Origin of the sequence: Frankia nepalensis (assembly GCF_016786325.1) — a bacterium.
Taxonomy (GTDB): domain Bacteria; phylum Actinomycetota; class Actinomycetes; order Frankiales; family Frankiaceae; genus Pseudofrankia; species Pseudofrankia nepalensis.
Genome location: NZ_JADWYU010000147.1, coordinates 1 through 26054 on the forward strand (window position 1 = coordinate 1; position 26054 = coordinate 26054).

Here is a 26054-nt window from a genome sequence, read left to right on the forward strand (position 1 = left end):
ACCGGGTCCTACGTCTTCGACATCAGTCGAACCTCCTCAACGAGTACCACTGTTCTCATGCGACCTCGTGTCGCACGATCCGGTTGAGCCACGATGAGCCGACGGGGGTGAAGTGGAAGTGGACGTGCGGGTTGTCCTTCAGCCAGTTCTCGACGTCGGGGGTGGTGTGGGTGGACAGGTTGTCGAGCACGACGTGGACCGGCCGGCCGGCGTGCGGGGCGACGGCCTTCTTCACGAACGCCAGGAACGCGGCGCCGTCGCGGACCGGGCGGCACTCGCCGTACACCTGCCCGGTGGCGGTGTTCAGGGCGGCGAACAGGTTCGTCGTGCCGTTGCGGACGTAGTCGTGGGTGCGCTTCTCGGTGGCCCCGAAGCTGATCGGCAGCAGCGGCTGGGTGCGGTCCAACGCCTGCACCTGGGTCTTCTCGTCGACGCGGAGCACGACCGCGGCGGCGGGCGGGTCGAGGTAGAGCCCGACGATATCGGCGACCCTGTCGGCGAACTCCGGGTCGGAGCTGAGCTTGAACGTGCCCTGGCGGTGGGGCTGGAGCCGCTCGGCGCGCCACACCTTCGCCACGTAGTGCCAGGACACCGGCACGCCTGCGGTCCGGGTGACGTAGCGGGCCAGTTCCCGGCTCGACCAGTGCGACAGCCCGGTCTCCGCCGGCGGCGTCGTCCGGGTGAGCGCGACGATCCGCGCCCGCACCGACGGGGGCATCTGCTCACGCCCGGCACCGCGCGGCCGGTCGACCAGGCCGGCCACCCCGTCGGTCTCGTAGCGACCCAGCCACAGGTCCACCGTCGGCCGCGACACCCCAGCCAGTTCCACGATCCGCGCCTTGGTCAGCCCGTCGGCGTGCCACAGCACGATCCGCGCCCGGGTCGCCACGTTCGCCGCCACGTCCCGGCTGTTGACCAGCGCCGCCAGTTCGGACCTCTGCTCACCGTCCAACTCCACAAGATCATTCTAATGGAAGATCGAAGGATGTAAAGGAAACAGAATCACGAGACACTAGCCACCGACGCCGAGAGGCTCGCCCGCCGGATCACCAAACCGGACGCCCGGGTCCGGGTACTGACCGACGTGGCTGGAGCGCTCGCCCGGGCAGGTGAGCTTGCCCGCGCCGAGCAGCTCACCCGCGGCATCGCCAACCCTGGCATCCAAGCCCGGGTGCTGGTCGACGTGGCCGGGATGCTCGCCCAAGCCGACCATTTTAAATCGGCCGTTCGATTTCTTGCGCTAGCCCTCGGCGTCGGAGCCTGGATAAGGCTACCTCTCGCCGCCATTGCAAATTTGAGCCCCGACGTAATACGCACGATTGCGGATGCGACTGCCAGCGGATGGGAAAATTGAAGCGATGATCTGCGCGTTTGCGCGCAAGCGAGCCGCCAGGGCAGAGCCTTGTCTAGTGCGGTGACCACGAGCGCGTGCGCAGGTTCGGATTAGGCGGCGTGTGGTCGTGGTCGAAGCAGCGGCCGCGCGTGCGCACCCTCCGCCCCATGGCGCCAGTAACCATGGGACGGAAGGCCACCCATGTATACCCCCCGAGCCCCAAAGACCAAGCCCGCGCGCCCGTGCCATCGGACCTGCGCTTGAAGGAGCGGTTCAACTAACCCGGCCGACGCGAACCATCACCCCACAGACGCCCTACCTGCATTTTCGCGAGCTATGCGTATATGCAGTGTCGGTGGGCCTAGAACTCGATCATCGGGTCGAGTTCTAGCCTGATACCGCGGGTCGGCGAGCCTGTCTCACGGACTGCCAGCGTGCCCGAGCACGGGTGAGCCTGGCCGCTGCGAGATCGAGGGCGAGGAAGGCGCAGAGGCCGAGGCCAAGCAGCGGCAGTGCCCAGCCGACGGCGACGGTCACGACGAGGCCCGCGACCGACATCCGCCGGGGCAGGTGGCGCCAGCCGCCGCGGGCGGGCGGCGTACCCAGCGGTCGGGCTCGGCCAGCGCGGGTCGGGCAGCGCTGTCACCACATCCGGTAGCCCTATACGAGGACACAGAGCAGGCCGATCGCGAGGACCGCGAGCAGGATTTGGTTGGCCAGGCCGAACAGCGTGCCCATGTGGGCGTTGATGCCCAGCTGGTCAGTTTGGCGGGCACCGGCCGTCGGCGCAGTCGACCCGGCCGGTGATCTTCTGGCCGGGTCGGGTCACGTCCGGCTCGGCGGGCGGGTCGAGGAAACGGACCAGCCGAAAGACTGGATACCGCGCCTCGGCCCGACCCAACACCTATGTCAAGATCGCAGACCTGTGGCGATAGCTGTACCGCGCCGTCGATGCTCTGGACTGCCGCGCCACCGGACTGTCCACCGAGGTCGAGCGGGCGCAGACGCCGGCCGGTTCGGGTTATCACACCACGACGGGACGGGCGAGGCCCCTGCCGCCGCCGACCTCACCTCGATCGACCGGGTGGCCGCGACCACATGCGCCGCCGGCTTGGACGGACCGCTCGAGGTCGGCCTGCCCGCCAAGGCCACGGCGTGGACGGTCAGGCAGACGGACAACCAGTGGCTGATGCGTTTCGACGCGGTCACGGTGGACCGTTCCCGGGCATCCGGCTCTCTGAACCGCGAAGCCGTCCAGAAGGCTTTGCCCCAGCGGTACCGCGTCGCCGGGCGTACGCCTGAGGTCGTAGATGTGCGGGAAAGATCAGACCACGGTCTCATGCGCGCCGTGTAGTGGTCAGTGTTAATGGTGACTGTCACGAGAGGCGTGGAGGCGGCGGCGTTGCGGTCGCCGGTGGATTGAGGACTTGCACGGACGCGAGTCGCGTGGTCGAGGAAGGCTTGGGCATCCACCGGCGAGGTTCGCCTACGCAGGACATCCTCCAGGAGGTCTTCTAGCCATAGGTAGGAGTCATCGACCGGAGAGGTCTGGCCTCACATTTCTCGCCTCTCTCACTACGGACGGCTGTTTGCGTGCCTCGACAGCCAGAGGAGACGGAGGCTGTCGATGTCCTTTCAGGAAGCGGATAAGTTTTCGACGCCGCGGGTCAGGGACGACTGGGAAGGAAACTCGGCGACCTATGGCGCGCGCGCAGATCCACGACCAGGTCCGGTAAAGGGCATCCCGGGCAGCGGGCCGTCGGTATCCAGGACCCGCATCGATCTCGGACCGGACGCGATCGGCGCCATGCCTGCCTCGCCGACGAACATCACGAACAGCGGCGGGAGGCGCCGGCGGCCGGGCCGTGGCCGGACGGCGGGCGTTGTGGTCCTCTGCATCCTTGGCGGTCTTCTCTGCGTGACGTCTCTTGTGGCTCGGTGGGTGGCTGGCGAGGTCCTCGATACCAACGCCTACCTCAGGACTGTCGGGCCGTTGGCGGACGACCCGGCGATTCAGGATGCGGTCGCGTCCCAAGTGGCCAAGGCGGTCGGCAGACAGCTCGAGCAGCGGACCAGCGCGCAGGATCCTCGCTCGATCACCGGCCTGGTAGCCGAAGCGGTCGCTGGAGGAGCCGAAGGGATCACGCACCGGGTCGTGCTCGACTTCGTTCGCAGCGAGGCGTTCAGAAACGTATGGATTGACATCAACAGAGTCGCGCACGCCAACCTAGTAGCGGTGCTCGAGGATCGTCCTGGAAACCTGATCGCGGTGGACGAGGATGGTCTTCTGACCCTCGATCTCGGCCCGGTGGTCGCCGCCGTCGCGCAGAAGCTGGCCGTCTTCGGACTCCCCGAAGACCATCTTGGCTCGCTGTCGATTCCGGTCCGGCTGACCGAGATCAGTGGAATCAGCCGAGCTAGGCTGGCTGCCGACTGGCTCGCGCGCGCGGCGTTCTGGCTTCCGTTGCTCACGCTGGTGACGCTGGCCGGGGCTGTCCTAAGTGCCGTACACCGCCAACGGATGATGATCATCGTTGGGGTGGGTGTCGCCGCCGTGATGACGGTCTTCTCACTGTTCCTGAACGTCGGACGGTCAGCGCTGTTGGGTCGGATGGCGGACGGTGATCTGCACCGGGCCGCGGCGGCCGTCGTCGACCAGCTAACCGGGTCCCTGCGCGGCGAGATGTGGAGCACAACCTTCGCGGGGCTGGCTGTCGCCATGCTCGGGGCCATCCTGCTCGCCGCGCGCGCCAGGCGCGTTCGGCGGCCCTCGTGGTAAGGCCGCCGCCGCGGATACGCCAGGGACTCCCGCCGATCGCCCGTAAATCTGGCGGTCAGGAGCGTGTGCCTCGCGCGGCCCGGAGTACTCCCGTGGTTGTAGCAGGTACGACCTGCGGCGTAGCGCGCCGATCTTGAAGTTCGCCCTCAGGGCTGTCGGCACCGGGGCTCTGGATTCCTAGCGTGATAACCGTCCACGAAGCACCGACGACGAGATGAGGATTTGATGATCGAGGCGCGCGGGCTGACCAAGCGCTATGGGGAGAAGGTTGCCGTCGAGGACCTGAGCTTCACCGCCCGGCCGGGGGTGGTGACCGGCTTTCTCGGCCCGAACGGCGCCGGGAAGTCGACCACGATGCGGATGATCCTGGGGCTCGACCGGCCGACCCGCGGCGAGGTGCGGGTCAACGGGCTCCGATACCAGGACATGACCGACCCGCTGTGCCAGGTCGGCGCCCTGCTGGAGGCGCGGGCGGTGCACACCGGCCGCAGCGCCCGCAACCATCTGCTCGCCCTGGCGCAGACCCACGGGATCTCCGCCCGACGGGTGGACGAGGTGATCGGGCTCGCCGGCCTGACCGACGTGGCCGGCAGGCGAGTCGGCGGGTTCTCGCTGGGGATGGGCCAGCGGCTGGGCATCGCCTCGGCGCTGCTCGGCGACCCGGCCACGATCATCCTGGACGAGCCGGTCAACGGGCTCGACCCGGAGGGCATCCGGTGGATCAGGAACCTGCTCTCCCAGCTCGCCACCGAAGGGCGGACCGTGTTCCTGTCCTCCCATCTGATGAGCGAGATGGCCCTGGTCGCGACACACCTGGTGGTGGTCGGCCGGGGACGGCTGATCGCCCAGACCTCGGTGGCGGACTTCATCGCCGCCGCGTCCCCGAACACCGTACGTGTGCGGTCGCCGCAGGCGATCCCGCTGCGCGAGGCGCTCGCGGGGCACGGAGTAACCATCACGGCCACCGGCGAGGACACCCTCGAGATCACCGGGCGGACCAACGAGGAGATCGGGGAGGCGGCGCGGGCCTGCGGCATCGCCCTGTACGAGCTGACCCGCCACCAGGTGTCGCTGGAGGACGCATTCATGGATTTGACGCGCGACGCGGTCGAGTACCACGCGACGAACGCGCCGGCGCCGGCCGGCGCGTCGGCTGGCCGGCGGTCCGCGGCACACGCGGGGGTGGCGGCATGACCCGGATCGCGACCGCCGACGGAACCGCGCCCTCCGTTCCGAGCCAGGGCCGTCGAAGCCGGGCCCACGGCCCGGCGGGCGCAGGCCGCCCTTCTTCGGTCCGCGCGCGTCGCCGGATCGGGGTGACGGGGCGGCGGGTGGCACGCTCGGAATGGACGAAGATCATCTCCTTGCGGTCCACGGTCTGGACGTTGCTCGCCGCCTTCGTGATGACGGTCGGCCTCGCCGTCGTGTTCGCCGTGACGCTGGCCGGCCGGTGGGATGACATGTCACCGGCCGACCGCGCCGACCACGACCTGACCTCGCTCACCCTCCTCGGGGTCAACCTCGCCCAGCTCGCGATCGGCGTGCTGGGCGTGCTGGTGGTCAGCGGCGAGTACTCCACCGGGATGATCCGGGCGACGCTGAGCGCGGTGCCGCGCCGGCTGCCGGTGCTGTGGGCGAAGTCGGCCGTGTTCGGCCTGCTCGCGTTCGCCCTGATGCTGGTCACGGCGCTGGTGGCGTTCCTGGTGGGACAGGCGATCCTGTCGACCAAGGGCATCGACCTGTCTCTCGCCGACCCCGGGGCGTTCCGTGGGGTCGTCGGCGCCGCGTTCTACGTCACCGCCATCGGCCTGCTCGGCCTCGGCCTCGGCGCGCTGCTGCGCAGCACGCCCGGAGCGATCGCAGGCCTGTTCGGGCTGGTCCTGGTGATACCGATGGTCGTCTCGTTCCTGCCGGACAGCCTGGACGGCCTGGAGCGTTATCTGCCTTCCATGGCCGGCAACGCGGTCATGCGGGCACTTCCGGACCCGGATGTGCTCTCGCCGGGTGGCGGGTTCCTGACTCTCCTGCTGTACGTGGCCGTCACGCTCGCCGCCGCCGCGGTTGGCCTGCGCCGTCGAGACGCCTGAGGCGTGAGCCTTGCCGCACCCTCGCCACCGCCCGGCCGGATCATTCCAGCCGGGCAAGGGCTTCGCGGGCCTGGCCGGGTCTCGGACCAGTCGCTGGGCGTCCGGTACCCGTCGCACCGAGGGCACGATGGAAGACATGGCAGTTCCCACCGCCGTCCCACCATGGACTCGCGGCCGGTACGCGGGTGCCGGACCGGATCAGAACCCAGCCGCGACGGCCGCCCGCCCGCCCGCCCCGCCCGGATCGCGCAGGGCGCGATCCCAGCCAGGCTCCGCGGTACCGCGGGACCAGCCTGGCATTGTCTTCGGGCGGCTTCGGTCGACCGTGGTCGGGCGGCTGCTGAGCGCTCATCCGACCGCGCTGGACACGGGTCTGGCCCTGCTGCTCATCGCGTTCTCCCTGCCGGGTCTGGTGACCCGGGCGGCCGGGCTAGGCGCCACGGCCATGACGGTGGTGATGTTCGCTCCGTTGGCGTTGCGGCGGCGGTCGCCGGCAGGGGTCTTCGCGGTCATTGCCGTGCTCGCCCTCGCGCAGTGGCTGCTCGACCTGCCATGCGAGGGCGCGTTGGCCCTGCTGGTGGCTTTCTACACGGTCGCCGCGCGATGCTCCCGACGAACGATCCTGGCGGCGGCCGGCGTGCTCGCCGTAGGCGTGGTGCTCGCGACGCTCAGGTGGGCGACCGACCCGCAGACGTCGACGCTCGGCGCCGCGACGCTAATGATCACCTTGGTGACCCTCGCCGGCGTGCTCGGCCTCAACGTCGGGACGCGGCGGGCCTACGTCGCCGCTCTCCTGGACCGGGCCGCCCGGCTAGAGCGGGAGCGGGACCAGCAGGCCCAGCTCGCGACCGCCGCGGAGCGCGCCCGGATCGCCCGCGAGATGCACGATGTCATCGCGCACAACCTGGCGGTGATGGTCGCGTTGGCGGACGGGGCGACGTTCGCGGTGGACCACTCACCTTCCGAGGCGTCGGAGGCGATCGGAGCGGTGTCCGCGGCGGGCCGGGAGGCGCTGGCCGAGATGCGCAGGTTGCTGGGGGTGCTTCGTGACGACCGGTCAACCGGGGCCACGGCCCCACAGCCTGGCATCACACAGATCGATGGCCTTATCGCGCAGGTGCGTCGCACCGGGCTTCCCGTGAGCTTCCAGATCGAGGGCGCGCTGCGTGCCTTCGCGCCCGGTGTCCAGCTCACCGTCTTCCGCCTGGTGCAGGAGGCGCTCACCAACACGCTCAAGCACGGGGGACCAGCGGCGACTGCCGCGGTACGGCTGGCCTTCGACGACACCGGCGTGGATGTCGTCGTCGACGACACCGGACGCGGCGCCGCCATCCCGGCGACCGGCCCCCGCGGAGGTGGACAGGGACTCGTCGGCATGCGCGAGCGCGCCGCGGTCCACGGCGGCACGGTGACAGCCGGGCCGTGCCAGGGCGGCGGCTGGCGTGTGACCGCCCGGGTCAACGGCCAGCTGGCCCAGCAGCCCGTCGAGGAACGTGAAGCATCGTGAACGGATCCGACCGCCCGCGTGAGCAGGGCCAGGAGCTGGCCATGTGTGCGCGGTCGCTGGTGACCGCCTCGAAACAGGCAGAAGGATGATCACAGAACGATGAGCATCAGGGTCCTGCTGGTGGATGATCAGCCACTGCTGCGGATGGGCTTCCGACTGGTGCTACAGGCCCAGGACGATGTCGTCGTCGTCGGCGAGGCGGGCGACGGCGAGGAGGCGATCGACCTCGCCGTGCGTACCGGACCAGACGTCGTCCTGATGGACATCCGCATGCCAGGCATCGACGGCATCGAAGCGACCCGGCGGATTGTCTCCTCCCGGCCGGCCTCCCGGGTGTTGATCCTCACGACGTTCGACCTGGACGAATACACCTACGCCGCCCTGCGGGCCGGGGCCAGCGGGTTCCTGCTCAAGGACGTTCCGCCCGCCGACCTGCTGTCGGCGATCCGGGCCGTCGCCACGGGCGATGCCGTGGTGGCGCCCAGCGTCACTCGGCGGCTGCTCGACGCCTTCGCGCACCGTCTGCCAGGGCCGGAGGACCATTCCGGCAGCGGCGACGGAGCGCGGGCCGCCGGTGGCGGGCGGCAGGCCGACGAGCGACTCGGCCGACTCACCGAGCGGGAGCGCGACGTGTTGGCGCAGGTCGCCAGTGGACGGTCGAACTCCGAGATCGCGGCCCGTCTCGTCCTGGCCGAAGCCACCGTGAAGACCCACGTCGGCCGGATCCTGTCCAAGCTGGAACTGCGGGACCGGGTGCAGGCGGTGGTGTTCGCCTACGAGACCGGGATCGTCCAGCCCGCTTCCGCCCCGCCTCGCCAACTTCCCACGGTGTAGCGCCCGCTCTGAGCCGTGGGCGCGTGGCGGCGAGCTCGGCCGTTCGCGCCGCGCTGGCCAAGGAGATCCAGGATCGGGTTGGCCGTGTCGACTGCGAGGCCCAACCCGCGTCCCTCACCTTCACCACGACAGCAGGACGATCGGCAGCGACGGTAGGACTTCAGGAAGCCTGAAACGCCTTCAACACACGACCTCGACCAGGAAGGACACAGGGAGACTCTGTCCCCGTGGGGATCGCCTGCCAGCAGGCCCTCAGCAGCTGCGCGGAAATCGAGGGCTATTTAATAGTGGCGCCCGCTGTCGACCTGTCGGTGGTCGCCCTTCTGTTGGGTAGCCGGCAACTCGCTGTGAACGGCGGGCCGGTGGAGGTATTGCGCTCCGCGCGGCGGCTGCTTCTCTTCGCGAGCGTTATCTGGAGCTGTTGTAGTGCCGTGTGCCACGTCCATCACGAATGGCTGAGTCCGATGAGATTCCGTCGTAGACATTATTATCTCAACCTCGTGCAGCACGTGCGCGAAGAAGCCGAGGAAGCGGCGAGGTTCCCGTCGCCGATCCGCCGTCGCCTCTGGACCGAGATGAGGCATCACCAGCGTCGCGGCAAACCGGACTGGCAGCCCGGCGGTCGCCTGCTGCCGATCGTCGACCGCCAACAGTCACGCGCCGGCTGGCGCTATCGGACGGGCCCGCGGCGACTCAAGCCCGCGGCCACCTCCCGATGGAGCAAGCCGCGATGAAGCATGCGCCCGCGGCACGATCACCGTGGTAGTCCCACTTGCCCTGCTTCGCGAATTCTGACGCACGGGCCCGCACTCACCGCCCGAGTTGCGGGGTCGTGATCGGGGGAAGGCTGGTGGGTGAGCAGGATGTGACCGCGCACGATTGGTAGATGGGTTTTTGATCGATGGCAACGAGCCAGGATCCGCCAGAGGCGGAGCGGGTGGAGCTACTTCACGAGTCGGAGCGGGTCCGGATCACTCGGTTGGTGTTCCCGTTCGGAAGCGTGATCAAAAAGGAGCCGCTGGGGCCTGACGCCCAGCGGCGGCTGCGGCATGAGGTCGAGACCCTCGAACGGCTGTCCGGTGTCGACGGGATCGTGCAGGTGGCGGCCGGGATGCCGCGGTCGGTGTCAGCCGGGTCGATCCTGCTGGTCGATGTCCATGGCACCGCCGTGCCCGAGCTGTCCATGCCATTGGAACCGGCCGCGCTCGCCGATCTGGCACGATCGCTCGCCATCGCCGTGGCGGCGATGCATCACCGGGGCGTGGTGCACCGGGACATCAATCCAGCGAACATCGTGGTCAGTAGGGACGAGGAAGAGCCCTACCTGATCGACTTCGCGCTGGCTACGACCTGCACGGTGGTCGAGCCAGGGTTCGTCCACCCCAGCGCGATCGTCGGGACGTTGCCGTACCTGGCGCCGGAGCAGACTGGCCGGACCGGCCGTGTGGTCGACCAGCGCGCCGACCTGTACGCGGTTGGGGCAACGCTCTACGAGCTGGCCACCGGCGCACCGCCGTTCGGGGTGGATGATCCACTGCGGATCATCCACGACCATCTCACGCGGGTACCGACACCTCCGGCGACCGTTAATCCAAAGCTGCCAGCCGACCTGTCAGAGATCATCATGCTCCTACTGGCGAAGGAGCCGGACGATCGCTATCAGAGCGCCGACGGATTGGCTCGTGATCTTTCTTTGGTGTGTCGGGGTGTCGCCATGGGGCGTCCCGGCGCGCATGATGTTCCGGCGCGGCCGCTGACGCCGTCCCGGCTTGCGGGGCGAGACAATGAGATCGGCGACCTGGCCGTGGCCTTCACAGAGGCGATGGCGGGCCGCTGCCGCGGGGTCCTCGTGGGCGGCGCGCCGGGGGTGGGCAAGACGTCGCTCATCAACGAGCTGCGGCCGATCGCGGCCGGCCGCGACGGCTGGTTCGTGTCAGGCAAGTTCGACCAGTATCGCGTTGACCAGGAGTACGACGCAGTTCGTCAGGCGCTTCGGGCGTTGGGCCGGCTGTTACTCGCCGAGTCGGAGGACGACCTGGCCGAGCTGCGGGACCGGATGCTCCGCGAACTGGGACCCAACGCCGGGCTGGTAAGCGCCGTTATTCCGGAGCTGGCGGTGCTGCTAAAGGTCCCCCCGGAGCTTGGGGATCCGACGACCGCGCAGGCGCGGGCCCAGCGTGCCGGATTCGGGATACTGCGCGCGGTCGCCTCCCCAAAACGGCCGGTGGTGTTCTTCGTCGACGACCTGCAATGGGCTGGACGGACCCCGCTGGGCTTCGTTGACCTGCTCGTCGCCAGCGAGGACAAAATCGAGGGGCTGCTGCCGGTGGGCGCGTACCGGGAGTGTGACGTCGACGCCACCCATCCGCTGGCGCCGATGCTCGCCCGCTGGCGGCGACAGCAGGGGGGTCCTCGTCACCTGCGGTTGGGCAACCTGTCACTGGAAGGTCAGACGGGCATGGTGACCGATCTGTTGCGCCTGGCCCCGGAACCCGCCACCGAGCTGGCGCGGCTGATCGCGCCCTCCACCGGAGGGAATCCATACGACACGGTGGAGCTGCTCAACGCGCTGCGCCACGAGCACGTGCTGGTCCGCGGCGACCGCGGCTGGCGATGGGATATATCAATCTTGCGCGACCGCCTCGAGCACGTGGACGTGACCGAACTGCTGGCCGCGCACGTGGCCACGTTGCCATCCGCTACCCGAGAGGTGCTCGCGGTCATGGCGTGCCTGGCGGGCCGGGTGGAACTGGACGTCCTCGAGGCCGCGACCGGGCTGGCGGTGGGCGAGATCGAGCGGCGGCTCGGCCCCGCGTTCGCGGACGGCCTACTGGTGCTGGAGTCCGACGGCCAGCTCGGCGTGCGCTTTCACCACGACCGGATACGGGAGTCCGTCCTGGGCGGGCTGCCGGCGCCGGTGCTGTGCGCCAGGCGATTGCGTCTCGCTCGCCGTCTCGCCAAGCGAGACGAGTTCGTCACCGTCACCGCAGAGCAGTACCTGCCTGTCATCGGCGCCGTGCATGACCCCGCGGAGCGGCAGCTGATCGCAGGGCTCTTCCGGCGCGCGGCCGACGAGGCGGGAGTGCTCAGCAACTTCCCGCTGATCGAGAGATTCCTGACCGCGGCCGTGACGGTCATCGAGCCGACCGACACCAGCCAGTTGATCGCGGTGCACATCGGCCGACACGCCGCCTTGTACAGCCTGGGCCGTCTGGAGGAGGCCGACGAGGTCTACGAGATCATCTGCGGGCTGTGTACCCGCCCGAGGCAGCACACGTCCGCCACCGTGGCACAGGTCAGAAGCCTCACCAACCGAGGCCGCTACGAGGAGGCGCTGCGACTCGGCCTCGGCCACCTGCGCCAGCTAGGCCTCGCTGTCCCGGACCGGGCCCACCTCGACACGGAGATCGACCGCGGGCTGGAGGCGGTCTATCGGTGGATCGACGCGACCAGCGAAACCGACGATCTTCGCCGGCCGGGGGGCTCCGACCGATCGACACTTGACGCTTTCCGGGTCGTCGACTCGCTCATCGCCCCGGCGCACTTCGCTGATCGGGCGATGATGGCCTGGCTGATCTTGCAGGCGCTTCAGGTGTGGGCACGGCACGGCCCGGACGCCACCCTGCTCGGCCCGGCGGGCTCCGCAGCGTTTGTCGCCGTCGCTCGTAGGCAGGACTATCGGACCGGACATCGGATCATGCGGCGTCTCGTCGCGGTCGGAGCGGCGCGCGGCTTCGAGCCGGAGATCTGGCAGGCGGAGTTCCTGTACCTGATCGGGACCGGCCACTGGTTCGACCCGCTTGAGGACAACGTATCCGAGGCACGTCGCACGCTGGAGCATCTCATCCAGAGCGGCAACCTGCAGAGCGCGTGCTGGGCACATTACGTTCTGACGACCAACCTGCTGGACTGCGCGCCGTCGCTGGGCGTCTTCGTCGGCCAGCTCGATGCCGCGCTGGCGTTCGCCACGCGGACCAGCAACGGTCCCGCCGAGGAGGCACTGTGGCCATGGCGCCAGCTGGCCCAGGTGATGCGCGGCGAGCTGGTCAGGTCGGCGGCCGACGAGGCGGCCGCACTGAGCGTCCTGTCCGCGAACCCACTTGCCGCTGTTCACCTGCATCTCTGCCTGGCCCTGGCCGCGCTGATCTTCGATCAACCAGCCGAGCTTGCTCGGCATACGGAAGCCGTCCTGCCGTTGTTGCCGGTCATCGAAGCCAGCTACGACGCGGGGAGGGCGCGGCTTCTGCGCGCCATGAAACTGGCCTGGCAGATCCGCGCCACCGCGCAGCCGGACCAGCGACCGGCGTTGGTGGCCGCGCTGGACGAGCAGGTCGCCTGGCTGGCCGCGCGCGCGGCCGACGCGCCGGACAACTTCCTGCACCTGTTGCGCCTGGTGGAAGCGGAACGGGCCTGGGCAGTCGGCGACTTCCTGGAGGCGGAGTACTCGTTTGACGCGGCACAATGCGAGGCCTCCGTCCGGGAGCGCCCATGGCACCTGGCGCTGATCCTCGAACGCGCCGCCCAGTTCCACTTCTCGCGCGGCATGGTGGCGGCTGGAAGCACCCTGCTCGCGGCCGCCCGCCGCCAGTATCTGGACTGGGGCGCGACCGCGAAGGTCAGCCAGCTCGACTGGGCCCATCCGACGCTACGTCCCGATCCCGCCGGCGAGGGGCCGGCGCAACCACCGGCGGTTCCTGCTGCCCGCCGCTCCACCATCACCACCGGCTCCATCGACCTGCTCGGCATCGTCGCCGCCTCCCAGGCCCTCAGCTCCGAGACGAGCATCGAGGGCCTACGGACCCGGGTCGCGGGCATCCTCTCGGCGATGACCGGAGCCACCAGCGTCCATCTGCTGCTTCTCGACGAAGAGCGGCAGGACTGGTTCGTGCCGGGCAGCGACGCAGGCACCGCCTCCCCCACGGAGTCCGGCCGGCGGCGCCTGCTGCCACTCTCGATCATCCGGTACGCCGAACGGACTCATGAACCACTCGTCATTCCCGACGCCACCCGTGACGACCGGTTCGCGCGCGACCCTTACTGCCTTGACCTGGACCGATGCTCGGTGCTGGCGATGCCCGTCCTCATCCGGGGCAGGCTGCGCGCGATGCTGCTACTGGAGAACCGGATGATCCGCGGCGCGTTCACCACCGAACGCCTCGAAGGAATCACGCTCATCGCTGGACAGCTCGCTGTCTCTCTCGACAACGCCCAGCTCTATTCCTCCCTGGAACGCAGGGTTGCCGAACGGACACAGCAGCTCGCTGCGGCGAACCTGCGGCTCGAACAACTCTCGGTCACCGACCAGCTCACCGGATTGGCCAACCGACGCCGGCTCGACGAGGTCCTCAGCGCCGAATGGCAACGGGCTATCCGCCAGGGCACACCCATCGCCGTCGCGATGATCGACATCGACCAGTTCAAGCTCTACAACGACCACTTCGGACACACCACCGGCGACCGTTGCCTCCAACGCGTCGCCGCCTGCCTGGCCGGCAATATTCGCGCAACCGACCTCGTCGCCCGTTTCGGCGGTGAGGAGTTCGCCACCGTGATGCCGGGCACCGACTTCGACGCCGCCGCTCGGCTGGCCCGGCGCCTGTGCGCCGCCGTCGCGGAACTCGCCGAACCGCACCCGTTGGCTGCAATCCCCATCGTCACCGTGAGCGTTGGCTTCAGCGCGATTACCCCCATGCCCGGCGACGACCTGGCCCCCTGCATTGAGCTCGCTGACAGGGCGCTCTACCGGGCTAAGCAGGGTGGACGCAACCGAGTGGAATCTGCACAGTAACGTTGCGTCGCCGGGCGCGGGAGCGGCCAAGGCATCGCGCTACTCCTGCCATGCCTGTGGGTGCCCAATATACGATCAGGAACGCTGAGGTGAGGATTCGGCCCTTGGGCTGGGTCGGCTGCGGGCGCCAGATCGCGGCGGGTGGTCCGGTCCCCGGCGTGGGCAGCGTTTGCCTGCCGCGGGTGCTGGTGTCTGGTCCTTATGCCTGGTCGGGTAGCCCGGGGGGATCGCACCCCCGGGCTCCCACAGAGTCGGGTAGGCCGCCGGCGAGGTGCCCTGGTTGGGTCCTTTTCCGTCGGCCCCCGCCGAACCCGCCGGGCGGCGTTAACCGCAACGGGCTCTCCAGCGGTTATGCCGTGGGTTGCGTGGTGGGTCGTCCGGCGTGGATGGCTTCGTGGCATGGCCGGCAGGTGACGAGTGTCTTGCGCCGTCGCATGGCCATGAGCCGGACCCAGGCCGGCTTTTCGCGTCGTCCTGGTTTGTCGAGGTCTGCGAGGTGGCGGATGTGGTGGACTTCCACCTTGTCCGTTGACCCGCAGATCTCGCAGGCTCCCGAGAGGAGCCGGTGGATCAGCTCGTTGCCGCGGGAGGCGCCCAGGACGGGCTTGTGATCTTCGAGGGTTGCCGTGGGCTGGCGGTGTAGCGGTATGCCGCCGAATCGTGCGACCAGTGGTTTCCTTCCGTCGCTGCGCGGGACGGTGACCTGGAAGCAGGTGCGTGGTCCGTGGTCTGTCTTCACGGTGGTCTTGTACTTGCGGGCCATCGTGTTGACGGTAGACCTGCGCTTGCCTGCCAGGGTCTTGAGCATGGAGGTTTCCATGGTCCAGCGCAGTTTCTGGAGCCGGTGGACGTCTCCGGCGAGTAAATAGTACTGGACGACGCCCCGGTACTCTGCCTGGTATTTCGACACGATGGTGTAGTCGGTGTCGTCAAGCATCTGTGGCCGTTGCGCGGGTTTGCCGTGCCGGCAGTACTGGGCACATTTGTTTCTGATCACTTCCGGGGGGACGCGTAGCCCGATTGCTCCGTTGACCGACCGGCGACCCCGGGCGATCTTGGTATCGGAGTGCTGGGCCACGATGTCATAGCCGAGGAACCGCGCACGCCTGGTCTGGGCGTGGGTTATCAGCGTCTTTTCCCTCGACAGTTCCAGAGCCACAGGGCCTCCTCGTCCAGTGACGATGGCAACAACCCCCGGCCTACCCGGGGGCCGTCACCAAGGAGCGGAGGCCCCGCTCCTTCATCGCATCAACCCCATGATCACCGCATTCGTGTGACCACCAACTACGGAACTCGGGTGCTCCTCCACTCGATCGACGAGAGCGCCGCCCAATCTGAGTGTAAGCAGATCTTCAGGCTATCAATGGGGCGGTGAAATTGGAATAGGCGCGGCCCAACCGACCGAGGCCGCCCACCGGGCGGGCGAATCCGGGCGTCGCACTGGGATCAATCATCTCTGTCCGGGCAGCCGGGTCGACCCGGACTCGCAGGTCGACCCGGCCGGCCCAGGCAGAGCGCCGGCTCAGCGTCCGGGCTTGCGGTAAAGACTAAGTGGAACCCGGCTGAAGATCGCGTCCAGTTCGGTCAGGTCGTTGTCTCGGCCGTCGGACCAGGTGACGTAGGCGTAGTTGTCGTCCAGGGCGATCCAGGACCAGCGGTCACCGGGAGGTCCAGCGTGCGCGGCCGGCTCGGTTTCGCGGTTCACCTTCACCGGTGCGCTGAACGATCGTCCGTGATCGAAGGAGACGACGGAGAACGCGTCGACCGCGGATGTCCTCCACATCACGCCCAGATAGCCATTCGGGCCGAAGTCCATCCACGGCCGCTGGGCATCTGGGGCGGCGATCACGGCTGGTCCGGTCCAGGTCTTACCGGCATTCTTGGTGACGTATACCTCGAGGTTGCCGCCCCTGGGGACCATGACGGCGAATCGCCCGGACTGTGATGGGTCGGCCGATACCCAGGGGATGGGGTCGGCAGCACCTCGCTGCTGCGGGACCGGCAGGAGCGGTCCGCTTCCTGCCGGGACCGGGGTCCCGTTGCCGCCGGTCACTGGGAGGTCGGTCCAGGTCTGCCCGTCGTCGCGGCTGACGTGCAGCGTCACTACGCTCTCTTGGCTCGCGGAGACCAGGATTCCGCCGTGGACGGCGAGCTCACGACCTGGGTAGCCGCAGGCGGGCGGAGCCTGCGGAGACACCACGACACAGGGTTGGGGGCCGGGAATCAGCCTGGGCGAGCCCCAGGTCTGACCGCGGTCCGCGCTGACGGACACCGCGCTCGGGTACTGCCATTGGAGGCCGCCCACCGCGTAGACCTTGCCGGTCGCGGTGTCCACGCGTAGCTTCGGCGCGCCGCTGAGCACGAGCGGCGTCGTCACCGGGCCGGACCACGTCCGGCCGCCGTCGAGCGACCGGGAGACCACGACCCTGTTCGTCTGGTTGGCCGTGGAGTCAGGGCCGACCTGATTGTTGAGGATGTAGAAGGTTCCCTTGGCATCGACGGCAACGTTCGGTTCGCCGCACTGAGGCCGGTCGCCGAGGGGCCAGGGCACCCGCGTCCAGGTTTGGCCCCGGTCCTGGGAGTAGGCGAGGAAGCACTCCCCGATGGGATAGAGACCCGGATGCGGCTGGAAGACCGTCGAGGTGAAGACCAGATTCCTGGGGTTCTTCGGGTTGATGGCGACTGCCGGCTGTCCCTCCTTGAGATCCGGCGTGTTGGTCATGTTGATCTCAAGGATTCTTTCCCGGACTGGTTTCCCTGGCTCCGCCTGGGCGACAGAGGTGACAGATAAAACAGCCACCGCTGACAGTGCGATTCCGCACACTATCGCCCTGGATCGACCCGATAACAACGTCATGGTCTTCCTTTCTTTCCGTTCCGCACGGTTCCGTCAGCTCTCTGCTGGCGGTCCGAAGAGCTCGGCGAGTCGGCCCCTCGCGCCGCCGAACTCCTGCAGTGGGATGGGGGTCCGTTCGGAATCTGCTATAAAGAAGAACCGCGAGACCCGGGTGGTCGCGACGGGACACAGCGGCGCGTCCAGGCGGGCCGCGGCCAGGTCTGTCTTCTCGACCCGGCCGACGATCTCGTGGCCGGCGATGGAGGGGAACGCACCGCCCCACGAGGTGGGGACGTGGCTGCGGAAATGGTCGACGTCGCTGTGGCACAGACCGGTCGCCTCCACCCGCAGGACCGCCCCGCCGGGCTGCGGGTCCGGCACCGGGAGCTCGCGTAGCTCCCAGGTTTCGTCCCCGTTGAACACGACGGCACGGCTCACGGCAGAACCGGTCACAGCCATGTCGCGGACCCCGCCGGATCGCAGGTGCGAGCGGCCTCGACGGCGAGGACGCGCGCCATGGCGCCCTTCGAGCGGCTGCGGGACCGCATCCATCCCGACTGCCTAGACCAGGGCCCTGGGCGAGATCCAGACCGATCCCCGCGTCACCATCGTCGCTGCCCACAACGACACGTCCCGATAAAGCGCCATAGAGTATTGCTATAGCAAAGCTCGTATTGGAGTCAAGCCCATGACCTGGTCGGGGTTCGCTACCGCGCACCCGTCGCGGGGCTTCATGATCAGCGAGCTGGTCCAGCACCTCGGAATGAACATCGCCTCGGCGCACGCCACCCTGGCTGTGCTCTGCGACTTCGGGTTCGTCGTACGGGACCCGGTGCACCGGACCTATGTCTTGGGCCCGGCCCTCGCGGCGACCGGCTTCGCCGCCCTCGAACAGCACCCGGCCATCGAAACCTCGATCGAGCAGGCCGGCGTGCTCGCCGCCGAACTCGGTGCGGAGGTGGGGGTCAGCGCCACTGCCGGCAGGGACGTCATCTCGTCGCCCGACGCGGCCCGGAACCACGCGCCGCCAGCATCGGCTGCCCCGACGACCGCTCGCCGCTACTCGCCGCGATCGGGGCGGTGTTTATGGCCTGGGCCGGCGAAGACACCGTGGCGGCATGGCTCGAACGCGCCGCGATCACGGGCGCCCTCGCCGACTTCTACCGGCACTGTTGCGTTCGCTGGGGACGGCGGTCAAGCTGGCCGGTCAGGCATGATCGAGTAGTGCGTCGTCGGCGTGTACGACCTGTGGTCCCGGCCTCGGAGTTTGCCGGGTTCCGCTTCCCACCCGAGGTGATCGTTCTGGCGGTACGGTGGTACCTGCGGTTCGCCCTGTCCTACCGCGACGTCGAGGAACTACTAGCCGAACGCGGCCTCGAGGTCGACCACGTCACGATCTACAGGTGGTTGCAGCGGTTCACCCCGTCGCTGATCGACGCCGCCCGGCCGAGCCGCCACAGCCCGGGCAGCAGGTGGTTCACCGATGAGACGTGAAGGTCGCCGGTCGCTGGACGTACTTGTACCGAGCAATCGACCAGTTCGGCCAGGTCATCGACGTGCTCGCCTCGGAGAAGCGGGACCTGGCCGCGGCCCGCCATCTGACCAGGCAACCAGCCGCCACCCGCGCCCATCCCCGACACCGACGGCTGGGACGCCGTCGTCGACGTCAGCTACCGAAGCATCACCGGAAACACCCACCTCCGAGACTGGGAATACATCCCATGCACCGACGCCGGCAACCTGTCCGCGGCCCCCGCCCAGCCAGCCGCGTCCCGCAACTCGGACTCGGCGCCGTTCTCGCATTCCTGGTACTCCTCGGCGCCGGCTGCGGGGGAACGACACCGCGCGACCCCGAGGCGAACACCGCCAACTGGCCAGCCGACATCACGGACCCCCGCCCCCGGCCGCCGACGGCCCTCAACCGGAGTCCACCCGGACACACCCCCGGCGACACGCCTGACTCCGCCTCCCGGCACCGAGGCGTGGCTCGCGTCCTGCGCCGTCGACCACGAGTCCGGCCTCCCCACCGCCGTCGTCGTCGTCACCAACACCACCCAGACCGCTCAGAGCTACACCATCGAAGTCACCTTCACCAGCACCCGGGACAGGGCCGTCACCGGCATATCCTCCGCGCGAACAGGACTACTCCAACCCGGCGCCGAAGCCGACAAGCCGAAAATCGGCTGGTCCCGCGACGACATCATCAGCGGCGTCGAGTGCGCGCTCGGAAGGATCGACCGGACGGCCTGAGAAGAGGTCTGGCGACGCTCGGGCCCGCGGTCACCCGTCCCCTGTCCGATGCCGCAGGCGCAGCTACCCGGCCGGCGGGGCGCGGAAATCTGGCGCTGGTGCTGCCGCGCCCACGCCAGCAACTCGTCATCGGACGGCCCACCCGGACCAGTCGAGGCCGGTGCCGGCCGGCGCGGCCGGGGAACCTCCGACGACGAGGGAGAGGTCGCCGCCACCGCCCTCAACCTGATCAGGTTTGGACGCCTGGTGGACCGGCACGCCGCTCGACCGGCCCGGGCCAGCCACCTCGCAAGACTCGACTTCGGCGTCGCAGCGTCACCGCGTAGAACAACAGAGTCCTCCAAGCGCGCGAGCCGACTATTCGCGCGCCCAGTGGACCGGGCCGCTCGCGATGATCGAGCCCACCGGCCGGCCGTCCGACCCGTCGGCCTTCATCGACTCGACCGGCCCGCGTGTCGCGAAGAAGCGGTCCACGGCGGCGTCCCTGACGAACACCACCCGACCGTCGGGCGACCAGGTCGGATGCCAGGCGTGCACACCGGCCAGCTCGCGCAGCCCGGTGCCGTCAGGCGCTATCGCGTAGATCCCGCCGGCGGCGGTCCCAAACAGGATCGTTGCTCCGTCGGGCGACCACGACGGCTCGACGGGAATCGTGCCGGCACGCGGTGTCCCGGTCAGTACACGCACCGATCCGTCGACGGTCGAGACGACGTTCAGCGTTTGCTGGTCCGGGTCACGGAACACGATCTCGCCGCCGTCCGGTGACCAGGACGGTTCGAGCCCGTCCACGTCGGCCAGCCGGCGCCCGCCCGCGCCGTCGGTGCCCATCAGGTAGAGCCCCCCGGTGTTGTGGAAATAGGCGATCCGCGTGCCGTCCCGTGACCAGGCCGGATACTCGGCCGCCCGGTCGCTGAGGTTCGTGAGCTGCCGCTGGTCGTTTCCGTCCGGACGGACGGTCACGATCTGCCCGTCCACGGTGGCGTAGGCGACACGGCTGCCGTCCGGCGCCAGGGCCGGACTGTCGCCAGTGCCGATCTGTCGTTGGTTGCCGTCGGGGTCGACGACGACGATCGGGCTGTCGTTGATCGAGCTGTCGCCGTCGTAACGCTTGAACACCAACCAGTCCCGCGGCTGCGCCGGCTGGGTGCGCGCGCCGCCGGACGATTCGGCGGCACCCGGTCCGCTGCCCGCCGGCCCGCCCGAAGCCGGCTGTTCGACCTCGCCGGCCTGGCTGACCGCATCACTGCTCTGACTGGTCGTGACGGTCGGCTTGGTTCCGTCCCGCCGACCGAACGGGTCGAGCGCGACGACCACGCCCACCAGCGCCACGACCACCGCGACGGCCGCGGCGACCGGCACCGCCACGCGCCGGTCCCGCGACCCGCCCCGCGGGCGGCTGACCCGGCCGCGACCGCCAGCGGCGCCGCGGTTCGGTTCGGACCACGGGTTTCCTGGTGCCGGCGGGTACGAGGACGTTGCCGCGGTCGGGACACCCGCCGGCGGGACCTGGTCGTTCGTGACGACCGCCGTCCCGACGACACCGTCACCGGAACTCCCGGCGAGGCCGTAACCCGCGCCAGGCTGGTCGTCCGTGCCGCGTTCGGCTTCGGGACGAGCCGTGGTCCACGGGGTCGACGCGGGCGCCACGAGAGCACCCGCGGCAAGGGCGACCGGCGCGACTGGCCGGGCGGCACCAGCCTGGACCGCCGACCCGCCGACGAGCCGCGGCAACAGCTCGTGGGCGTTCGGCCGGGCCGCCGGATCCTTGCTCATGGCCTGCCTCACCAGCGGCAGCAACCCGTCGTCCAGGCCGGTGAAGTCCGGCTCGTCGTGCACCACTCGGTAGAGCACCACCGGGGTGGCCGCGTCGCCGAACGGTTTACGGCCAGTCGCCGCGTAGAGCATCACACCACCCCACGCATAGACATCCGCCGCAGGCGTCAGCTCGAGGCCCAGAGCCTGCTCGGGCGCCATGAACGCGGGCGTCCCGACGATCCTGCCCAACGTATGCACGGTCGCGGACTCCATCGCGCGAGCGATCCCGAAGTCGATGACCCTGGCCCCGGACGGCGACAGCAGGATGTTGCCGGGTTTGAGATCACGGTGGATCACGTTGGCGGCGTGGATGGCCGTCAACGCGTTTGCGACCGCGACCGCCAGTCGTTCCAGCTCGGCCGGCGGCAGCGGGCCATCCTGGCGCACCCGCGCCGCCAGCGTCGGTCCCTCGACATACTCGGTGACCAGGTAGGGCTCCGGACGTTCGATGTCGACGTCGAGCACCTCCGCGGTGCAGAACCTGGCCACCCGCCGGGCGGCCTGCACCTCGCTCAGGAAACGGGCGCGAAAATCAGGGTCGCGGGCGAACTCCCGCCGGATCACCTTGATCGCCACGGGCCGGCCCTCGGCCGAGCGGCCGAGGTAGACGCTGCCCATCCCGCCAACACCAAGCCGGCCCGACAGCGTGTACGAACCGACCTCCGTCGGATCGCCGTCCTCGAGCGGCTCCACCCCGGCGGCATCCGCCATGACGAGTCCTCCGTCTCACCGGAGCCGCTATGCTCCCTTCTCGTCCAGTATGACCTTCTCCTTCATTCGTCGGCGGCCAGGAGCTGGGCGACCCGGCCGGCCTGCGCCGTGCGCAGCCGGACCTCCACTCGACCGGACCGGGACGGGTTGGTTGTCCCGGCGTCATAGGCGAAGCACACTCGGCCCGGCCGGTCGACCACCACCTCGATCGTGGCGCGGATCGGATGGGCCAGCGGCACGTCGATGTGTTTGAACCGGCCGGCCCAGACCACCAGACGTCCGGCCGTGATCGCGATAGCGCCGGAGGCGGCCTCCTTGCTCCACGACGACCACTCGCCCGGTGCCCGGTAACGGCGGCGTGTGACCGACCCGGTCAATTCCTCCTCCAGCAGGACCAGCCCTTCGGCGGCGAGTTCGGCGCGCAGTCGCTCGGGTAGCCGGCCCGAGCCAATGCCAAGAAGCATGCGCAGCAACGGGTTCACGGCCGCAGGTTAGCCGCGCGGGTCAACCACCGACACAGGCCGCGTCTGCTGCTGCCTCATAGACGATCCGGCGCTCCGGAGCGATCCGCGGCCGCGGCACGGCGGCGGTCAGCCCACGCGTGGACGCATCCGTGCCGACCACGAGGTTCCGCCTGTCACCCGTCGGAGCACCGCGGCCGCGGCTCGGCGCCCTTTCGGCCCCGGCCGCGGTCCCGGGAGCCCGGTGCCTACGTCTCGCGCGATTCTCACCATCAGGGCCTTGCCGCCTTGGCATGCGCGTCGTTGGCGGACATGAAGGGGCGCCTTCCAGGGTCGCACGGGAGACCATCCCATGGTCTCTGTTCGTAGCTGGAGGATCGGCTGGACATCCGGCGAGGCCGTCCGCCGAGACCTACTCATCAAGCCCCCGGAAACACCGTCTACGGGGCTCTGGCTCGAATTCGGTGGTGACCGTCTGTTAGCAGGCGCAGTCGACGCGGCAGGCGGCGAACACGACCGAACCAGATGCCTGGTGATCGTTTCCGAGTCCCTCGACCGCCACGGCGACATCTCCAAACGAGCCGATATCCGACATACGCGGCACGCACGGGGCTGCGGTGTGCGGTGACTCCGCGTTACCACCGAATTTGAGCCAGAGCCGTCTACGGAACACTGCCCGCGCAGGCGTATGGCCAGCAGCCGGGCGGTGTCGGGTCCGGCGTCGGCGCTCAGCGCGCGAAGTTGAGACGAAGGCCTGGCCAGGGCCACTGGAGGGAGTAAAGAACTCCCCGTCCGGCCGAGCAGACGAACGCGGTGTCGCCGTCCAGGCCGCCGAAGCAGATGGCCGCCGAAGCAGATGTTGGTGACATACGTGTCGGGCCCTGGCGTCACGAACTCCCGCGGCACCTGTCCGTCCGGACTGATCGCGGTTATCCCCGACCTCCGCGGGTTCGCGATGCACACGTTGCCGGCTCCGTCGACCGCCAGGCCGGGGCGCTCGGACGGTATGTACCATTTCGCTGCCTGGTCCTGGCGGTCAACGACGGTTGAACGGCGGCGAAAGGGGATGCGGGGTGGAGCCGCTGGCGGCGTCCGATTCGCTGGTCGAGGGCGGCTGGCGGGAGCACCTCGACTGGATCCCCGAGGGCCTCACGCCCGACGCCCACCAGGCGGTCGCGTTCGAGCGTCTCTCGACGAAGTACGAACCGGCGTGCCCGACCGTGCTCATCACCGGCCCGGGCACGACCGACGCGTTCCTCGTCCCGGTCCTCGACCACTGCCGGCTCGCGAGCACCGCCGGCCAGCCGGGTGTGAAGGCGCTGCTGCTCTGCCCGACGAGCACCCAGGCGACCGGCCAGGCGGGCCGCCTCGACGGATTCCTCCAAGGCCAGGCGCTGGCCTCCGTCACCGCCGGTCTCTACCTCGGCGGTACCTCGGCGGAGAACTACCGCCGGGTGCTGACGGACCACGCCGCGATTCGCCGCGCCGTCCCTGACGTCCTGATCACGACCTGCGCGATACTCGACCGGCTGCTGCAGCGCCCCGAGGACGTCCCGCTGTGGCAGTCGAAGAGCCTTGCCTACGCCGTCCTGAACGAGATCCACCTCGAGGACGGCGCGCGACGCGCCGACATCGCGATGCTGCTGCGACGCCTCGGTGCCGTCACCGCCGCTGCCCGACCCGGCCGACCGCTGGGGCTGGTGTGCCCGGTGGTGACGTCGGCGGCATTCGGCGCGGGGACGTTCGGCGCGGGCACGGTCGATGAGGACGCGGCGAACGCGATCCGCGCCCTCGCCGAGGAGATCTTCGGCGTCCCGTTCGAGCCGGGCGCCGTCGTCGGCGAGAACCGGCTGGCACCGGACGAGGTGCCCGCCGGGCGCGACTCGTCGCTGCCCGGTCCGGACCCGGTGCCACGTGCCGCGTTCCCGGTCGACCGCGGGAGCACCCCGCCCGCGACGTTCCTGTCGGCGATCGACATCCTGCGCCGCCAGTACGTCGCGCACCTGGTCGACCTCGCCGCCCGAGGTCGGCTGGCGGGCGCGCGCCCACTGCCCCGCCTCGCCGGGGCGCTGTTCGGAACGGATGGCTGGCTCGCCGAGTTCACCGCCGCGGCCCTCACGGCCGGGGCGGGCAAGGTGGAGCGGTTCCTCGCCCTGTTCGCGGCCGTCGGGGACGACGGCGGCGAGCTCCACGCCGAAGGCGGTTCGTTCGTCGGCGAGGACGCGGCCACCGAGCTGCGCGCCTACGCCGTCGCCGGGCTGGCCGAGGCCGTCGCCGCCGCGGAACAGGCGTGGGAGGCACGGCCAGGCGGCGACCCCGCCCGCGCGGCGGCCCACGCGACGCTTGTCGACCTGGGCCTGCTGCCGAACTACGCCCTGCCAGGCGCGGCCCTGTCAGCCGAGTCCCTGTCCGGCGAGGAAGCGACGGCAGCCGCGACGCCCACCGTCGGCGGGGGCTCCGCCCCCACCGACGGGCGCTCGCCGCGCGGCGCGTTCGAGGGCGATCCGCGGACGCGTCTCCTCGACGGCCTGCGCGCCTGGGTTGCCCGCGCCGACACCCCCGGCACGGTGACCATGGAGGCCGACCTCCCCGACGGGACGCGGGTCGCCGAGCTGCGCCTGGCTGGCCCGGCCAGGAGCGTCACCCACTGGCGGATGCGGCTGAGGCCCAGCGTGGCCGCCAGCCGGGCGGGTGTGCAGCTCACCCGCCTCGGCGGGCCGCCGGTCCAGGTCGTCGTCTACCTGGACGGCTTCGGCCATGACGCACGCGCCGGCCGCCACCAGCTCGCGGACGACGCGGACAGGCACAGCGCGCTGCGCGCCCGTGGGGTGTGGGTCTACCAGCTCACCTGGAACGACGTCGAGGAGTGGCGCGCCAGGGCGGCGGGTGTGCCGGCGCCGCCCCGGCCGCCCTACCAGGGCCCGGCCCAGGAGCAGGCGCAGGTGTACTACCGCGCGGTGACGAGCCCGCCGCGGCCGGCCGACGAGCTGGACCGGCTCGTCTGGGTCAACCCCGTCGACCAGCTGCTCGCCTTCCTCGCCGACCCCGACCCGAGCCTGTGGCGGGTGCGCGCCCAGGCCGCGCTCGGCGGGCTGCTGCGGACCCCCGGCGTCGAGCGGGTCCTCGCCGCCGACGGCAGCGGAGCCGCCGCCGCCATCGGCGCGAGTCTGCGTGGCGCGCCGCTGCCCGCCGGAGCCGGGAAGATCAACGTCATCCGGGCGCGGGACGACGCCGGCTGCCCCGTCACCCTCGTCGTCGACGACCGGGCGGGGCTGGCCGCCCGGGTGTTCTCCGCGTTCGTCCTCGTCGACGACGGCCCCGAGGCGATCGGCACCGGGTCGGGCTCGGGGCCGGGTGCCGTCGGGGTCGGCCCGGGCACCGCCGACGAGGCGTCGACCCGCGAGCGGCGCCGGGCCTCCTGGCTGGCCTGGGCGAACCTGATCCAGTTCCTCGCTGACGGCGCCGGCGACGCCGTGGCGCTCACCGTCACCGGCCTCGACGGCTTCGACCCGACGCTGCTCGCCGCGGCCGGTCGGCGTCCCGGCCGCGCCGCGGAACCGGCGGACACGCGCTAGCGCGGTCTCGACCTCGCGGGCGACGTCGACCTGATGCCTCGGCGACCGAGGCCGCGGCCACGGCCTTCGGCCGCCGGT

General features: G+C 69.9%; 15 protein-coding genes and 4 pseudogenes. 10 read left to right on the top strand and 9 right to left on the bottom strand.

Going from position 1 to position 26054, the window contains the following annotated elements:
- Positions 1–76: 76 nt before the first annotated feature.
- From I6A81_RS22885 to I6A81_RS46280, 3 genes and pseudogenes are all read right to left on the bottom strand, one after another.
- Positions 77–958 (bottom strand): annotated as a pseudogene (locus I6A81_RS22885) (IS630 family transposase); the annotation flags it as partial.
- 54 nt (positions 959–1012) lie between these two features.
- Positions 1013–1204 (bottom strand): hypothetical protein, encoded by a 192-nt coding sequence (locus I6A81_RS22890; protein WP_203007290.1) that lies wholly within the window; start codon positions 1202–1204, stop codon positions 1013–1015.
- A 789-nt stretch (positions 1205–1993) separates the two neighbouring features.
- The gene (locus tag I6A81_RS46280) at positions 1994–2071 is read right to left on the bottom strand and encodes a hypothetical protein (protein WP_323132754.1); all 78 of its coding nucleotides are present in this window, start codon (positions 2069–2071) and stop codon (positions 1994–1996) included.
- Positions 2072–2960: 889 nt separating this feature from the next.
- Between I6A81_RS46280 and I6A81_RS22895 the strand changes: the two genes are divergently transcribed.
- From I6A81_RS22895 to I6A81_RS22925, 7 genes are all read left to right on the top strand, one after another.
- Entirely contained in the window at positions 2961–4112 is a 1152-nt protein-coding gene (locus tag I6A81_RS22895; RefSeq protein ID WP_203007291.1) for a hypothetical protein, read from the top strand.
- Positions 4113–4337: 225 nt separating this feature from the next.
- Complete coding sequence (locus tag I6A81_RS22900; protein ID WP_203007292.1) at positions 4338–5306, top strand: ATP-binding cassette domain-containing protein; 969 nt, start codon at positions 4338–4340, stop codon at positions 5304–5306.
- Between the two features lie 170 nt (positions 5307–5476).
- Entirely contained in the window at positions 5477–6199 is a 723-nt protein-coding gene (locus I6A81_RS22905) for an ABC transporter permease subunit (protein WP_238438422.1), read from the top strand.
- A gap of 325 nt (positions 6200–6524) precedes the next feature.
- The gene (locus I6A81_RS43770) at positions 6525–7706 is read left to right on the top strand and encodes a sensor histidine kinase (protein ID WP_203007293.1); all 1182 of its coding nucleotides are present in this window, start codon (positions 6525–6527) and stop codon (positions 7704–7706) included.
- A gap of 99 nt (positions 7707–7805) precedes the next feature.
- Positions 7806–8540: a response regulator gene (locus tag I6A81_RS22915; protein ID WP_203007294.1), complete on the top strand. Its 735-nt coding sequence runs from the start codon at positions 7806–7808 to the stop codon at positions 8538–8540.
- 227 nt (positions 8541–8767) lie between these two features.
- Complete coding sequence (locus tag I6A81_RS22920) at positions 8768–9274, top strand: hypothetical protein (protein WP_203007297.1); 507 nt, start codon at positions 8768–8770, stop codon at positions 9272–9274.
- A 167-nt stretch (positions 9275–9441) separates the two neighbouring features.
- Positions 9442–14328, top strand: a complete 4887-nt coding sequence (locus I6A81_RS22925) for a diguanylate cyclase (protein WP_203010295.1) — start codon at positions 9442–9444, stop codon at positions 14326–14328.
- Between the two features lie 349 nt (positions 14329–14677).
- On the opposite strand, the pseudogene I6A81_RS22930 reads toward I6A81_RS22925, so the two are convergent.
- The 3 genes and pseudogenes from I6A81_RS22930 to I6A81_RS22940 all read right to left on the bottom strand — a co-directional run.
- A pseudogene (locus tag I6A81_RS22930) lies at positions 14678–15481 on the bottom strand (HNH endonuclease); the annotation flags it as partial.
- Positions 15482–15850: 369 nt separating this feature from the next.
- Positions 15851–17185 carry a sialidase family protein gene (locus I6A81_RS22935; protein WP_203006966.1) on the bottom strand — a complete coding sequence of 445 codons (1335 nt, stop codon included), beginning with the start codon at positions 17183–17185 and terminating at the stop codon, positions 15851–15853.
- A 186-nt stretch (positions 17186–17371) separates the two neighbouring features.
- Positions 17372–17602 (bottom strand): annotated as a pseudogene (locus I6A81_RS22940) (alcohol dehydrogenase catalytic domain-containing protein); the annotation flags it as partial.
- Between the two features lie 250 nt (positions 17603–17852).
- On the opposite strand from I6A81_RS22940, the gene I6A81_RS22945 reads away from it, so the two are divergent.
- A complete protein-coding gene (locus tag I6A81_RS22945; RefSeq protein ID WP_238430781.1) occupies positions 17853–18389 on the top strand; it encodes an IclR family transcriptional regulator in 537 nt (178 codons plus the stop codon).
- Positions 18389–18759 (top strand): annotated as a pseudogene (locus I6A81_RS22950) (IS6 family transposase); the annotation flags it as partial. The gene I6A81_RS22945 and the pseudogene I6A81_RS22950, both read left to right, overlap by 1 nt.
- Before the next feature lie 1012 nt (positions 18760–19771).
- Here I6A81_RS22950 and I6A81_RS22955 read toward each other — a convergent pair.
- The 3 genes from I6A81_RS22955 to I6A81_RS46285 all read right to left on the bottom strand — a co-directional run bounded on the left by I6A81_RS22955 (position 19772) and on the right by I6A81_RS46285 (position 23364).
- Complete coding sequence (locus I6A81_RS22955) at positions 19772–21940, bottom strand: protein kinase domain-containing protein (RefSeq protein ID WP_203006965.1); 2169 nt, start codon at positions 21938–21940, stop codon at positions 19772–19774.
- 62 nt (positions 21941–22002) lie between these two features.
- Complete coding sequence (locus I6A81_RS22960) at positions 22003–22422, bottom strand: hypothetical protein (protein WP_307874844.1); 420 nt, start codon at positions 22420–22422, stop codon at positions 22003–22005.
- A gap of 108 nt (positions 22423–22530) precedes the next feature.
- On the bottom strand, positions 22531–23364 hold the full coding sequence (locus I6A81_RS46285) for a hypothetical protein (protein ID WP_203006175.1): 834 nt from the start codon (positions 23362–23364) through the stop codon (positions 22531–22533).
- Between the two features lie 110 nt (positions 23365–23474).
- Between I6A81_RS46285 and I6A81_RS22970 the strand changes: the two genes are divergently transcribed.
- Positions 23475–25976: a DEAD/DEAH box helicase gene (locus I6A81_RS22970; protein WP_203006174.1), complete on the top strand. Its 2502-nt coding sequence runs from the start codon at positions 23475–23477 to the stop codon at positions 25974–25976.
- The last annotated feature ends 78 nt before the right edge of the window (positions 25977–26054 follow it).

Excerpts from the sequence above, each read along its gene's own strand:
- I6A81_RS46280 (WP_323132754.1), bottom strand. The coding sequence starts at position 2,071 with ATGGGCACGCTGTTCGGCCTGGCCAACCAAATCCTGCTCGCGGTCCTC.
- I6A81_RS22895 (WP_203007291.1), top strand. The coding sequence starts at position 2,961 with ATGTCCTTTCAGGAAGCGGATAAGTTTTCGACGCCGCGGGTCAGGGAC.
- I6A81_RS22900 (WP_203007292.1), top strand. The coding sequence starts at position 4,338 with ATGATCGAGGCGCGCGGGCTGACCAAGCGCTATGGGGAGAAGGTTGCC.
- I6A81_RS22915 (WP_203007294.1), top strand. The coding sequence starts at position 7,806 with ATGAGCATCAGGGTCCTGCTGGTGGATGATCAGCCACTGCTGCGGATG.
- I6A81_RS22925 (WP_203010295.1), top strand. The coding sequence starts at position 9,442 with ATGGCAACGAGCCAGGATCCGCCAGAGGCGGAGCGGGTGGAGCTACTT.
- I6A81_RS22935 (WP_203006966.1), bottom strand. The coding sequence starts at position 17,185 with ATGACGTTGTTATCGGGTCGATCCAGGGCGATAGTGTGCGGAATCGCA.
- I6A81_RS22945 (WP_238430781.1), top strand. The coding sequence starts at position 17,853 with ATGACCTGGTCGGGGTTCGCTACCGCGCACCCGTCGCGGGGCTTCATG.
- I6A81_RS22955 (WP_203006965.1), bottom strand. The coding sequence starts at position 21,940 with ATGGCGGATGCCGCCGGGGTGGAGCCGCTCGAGGACGGCGATCCGACG.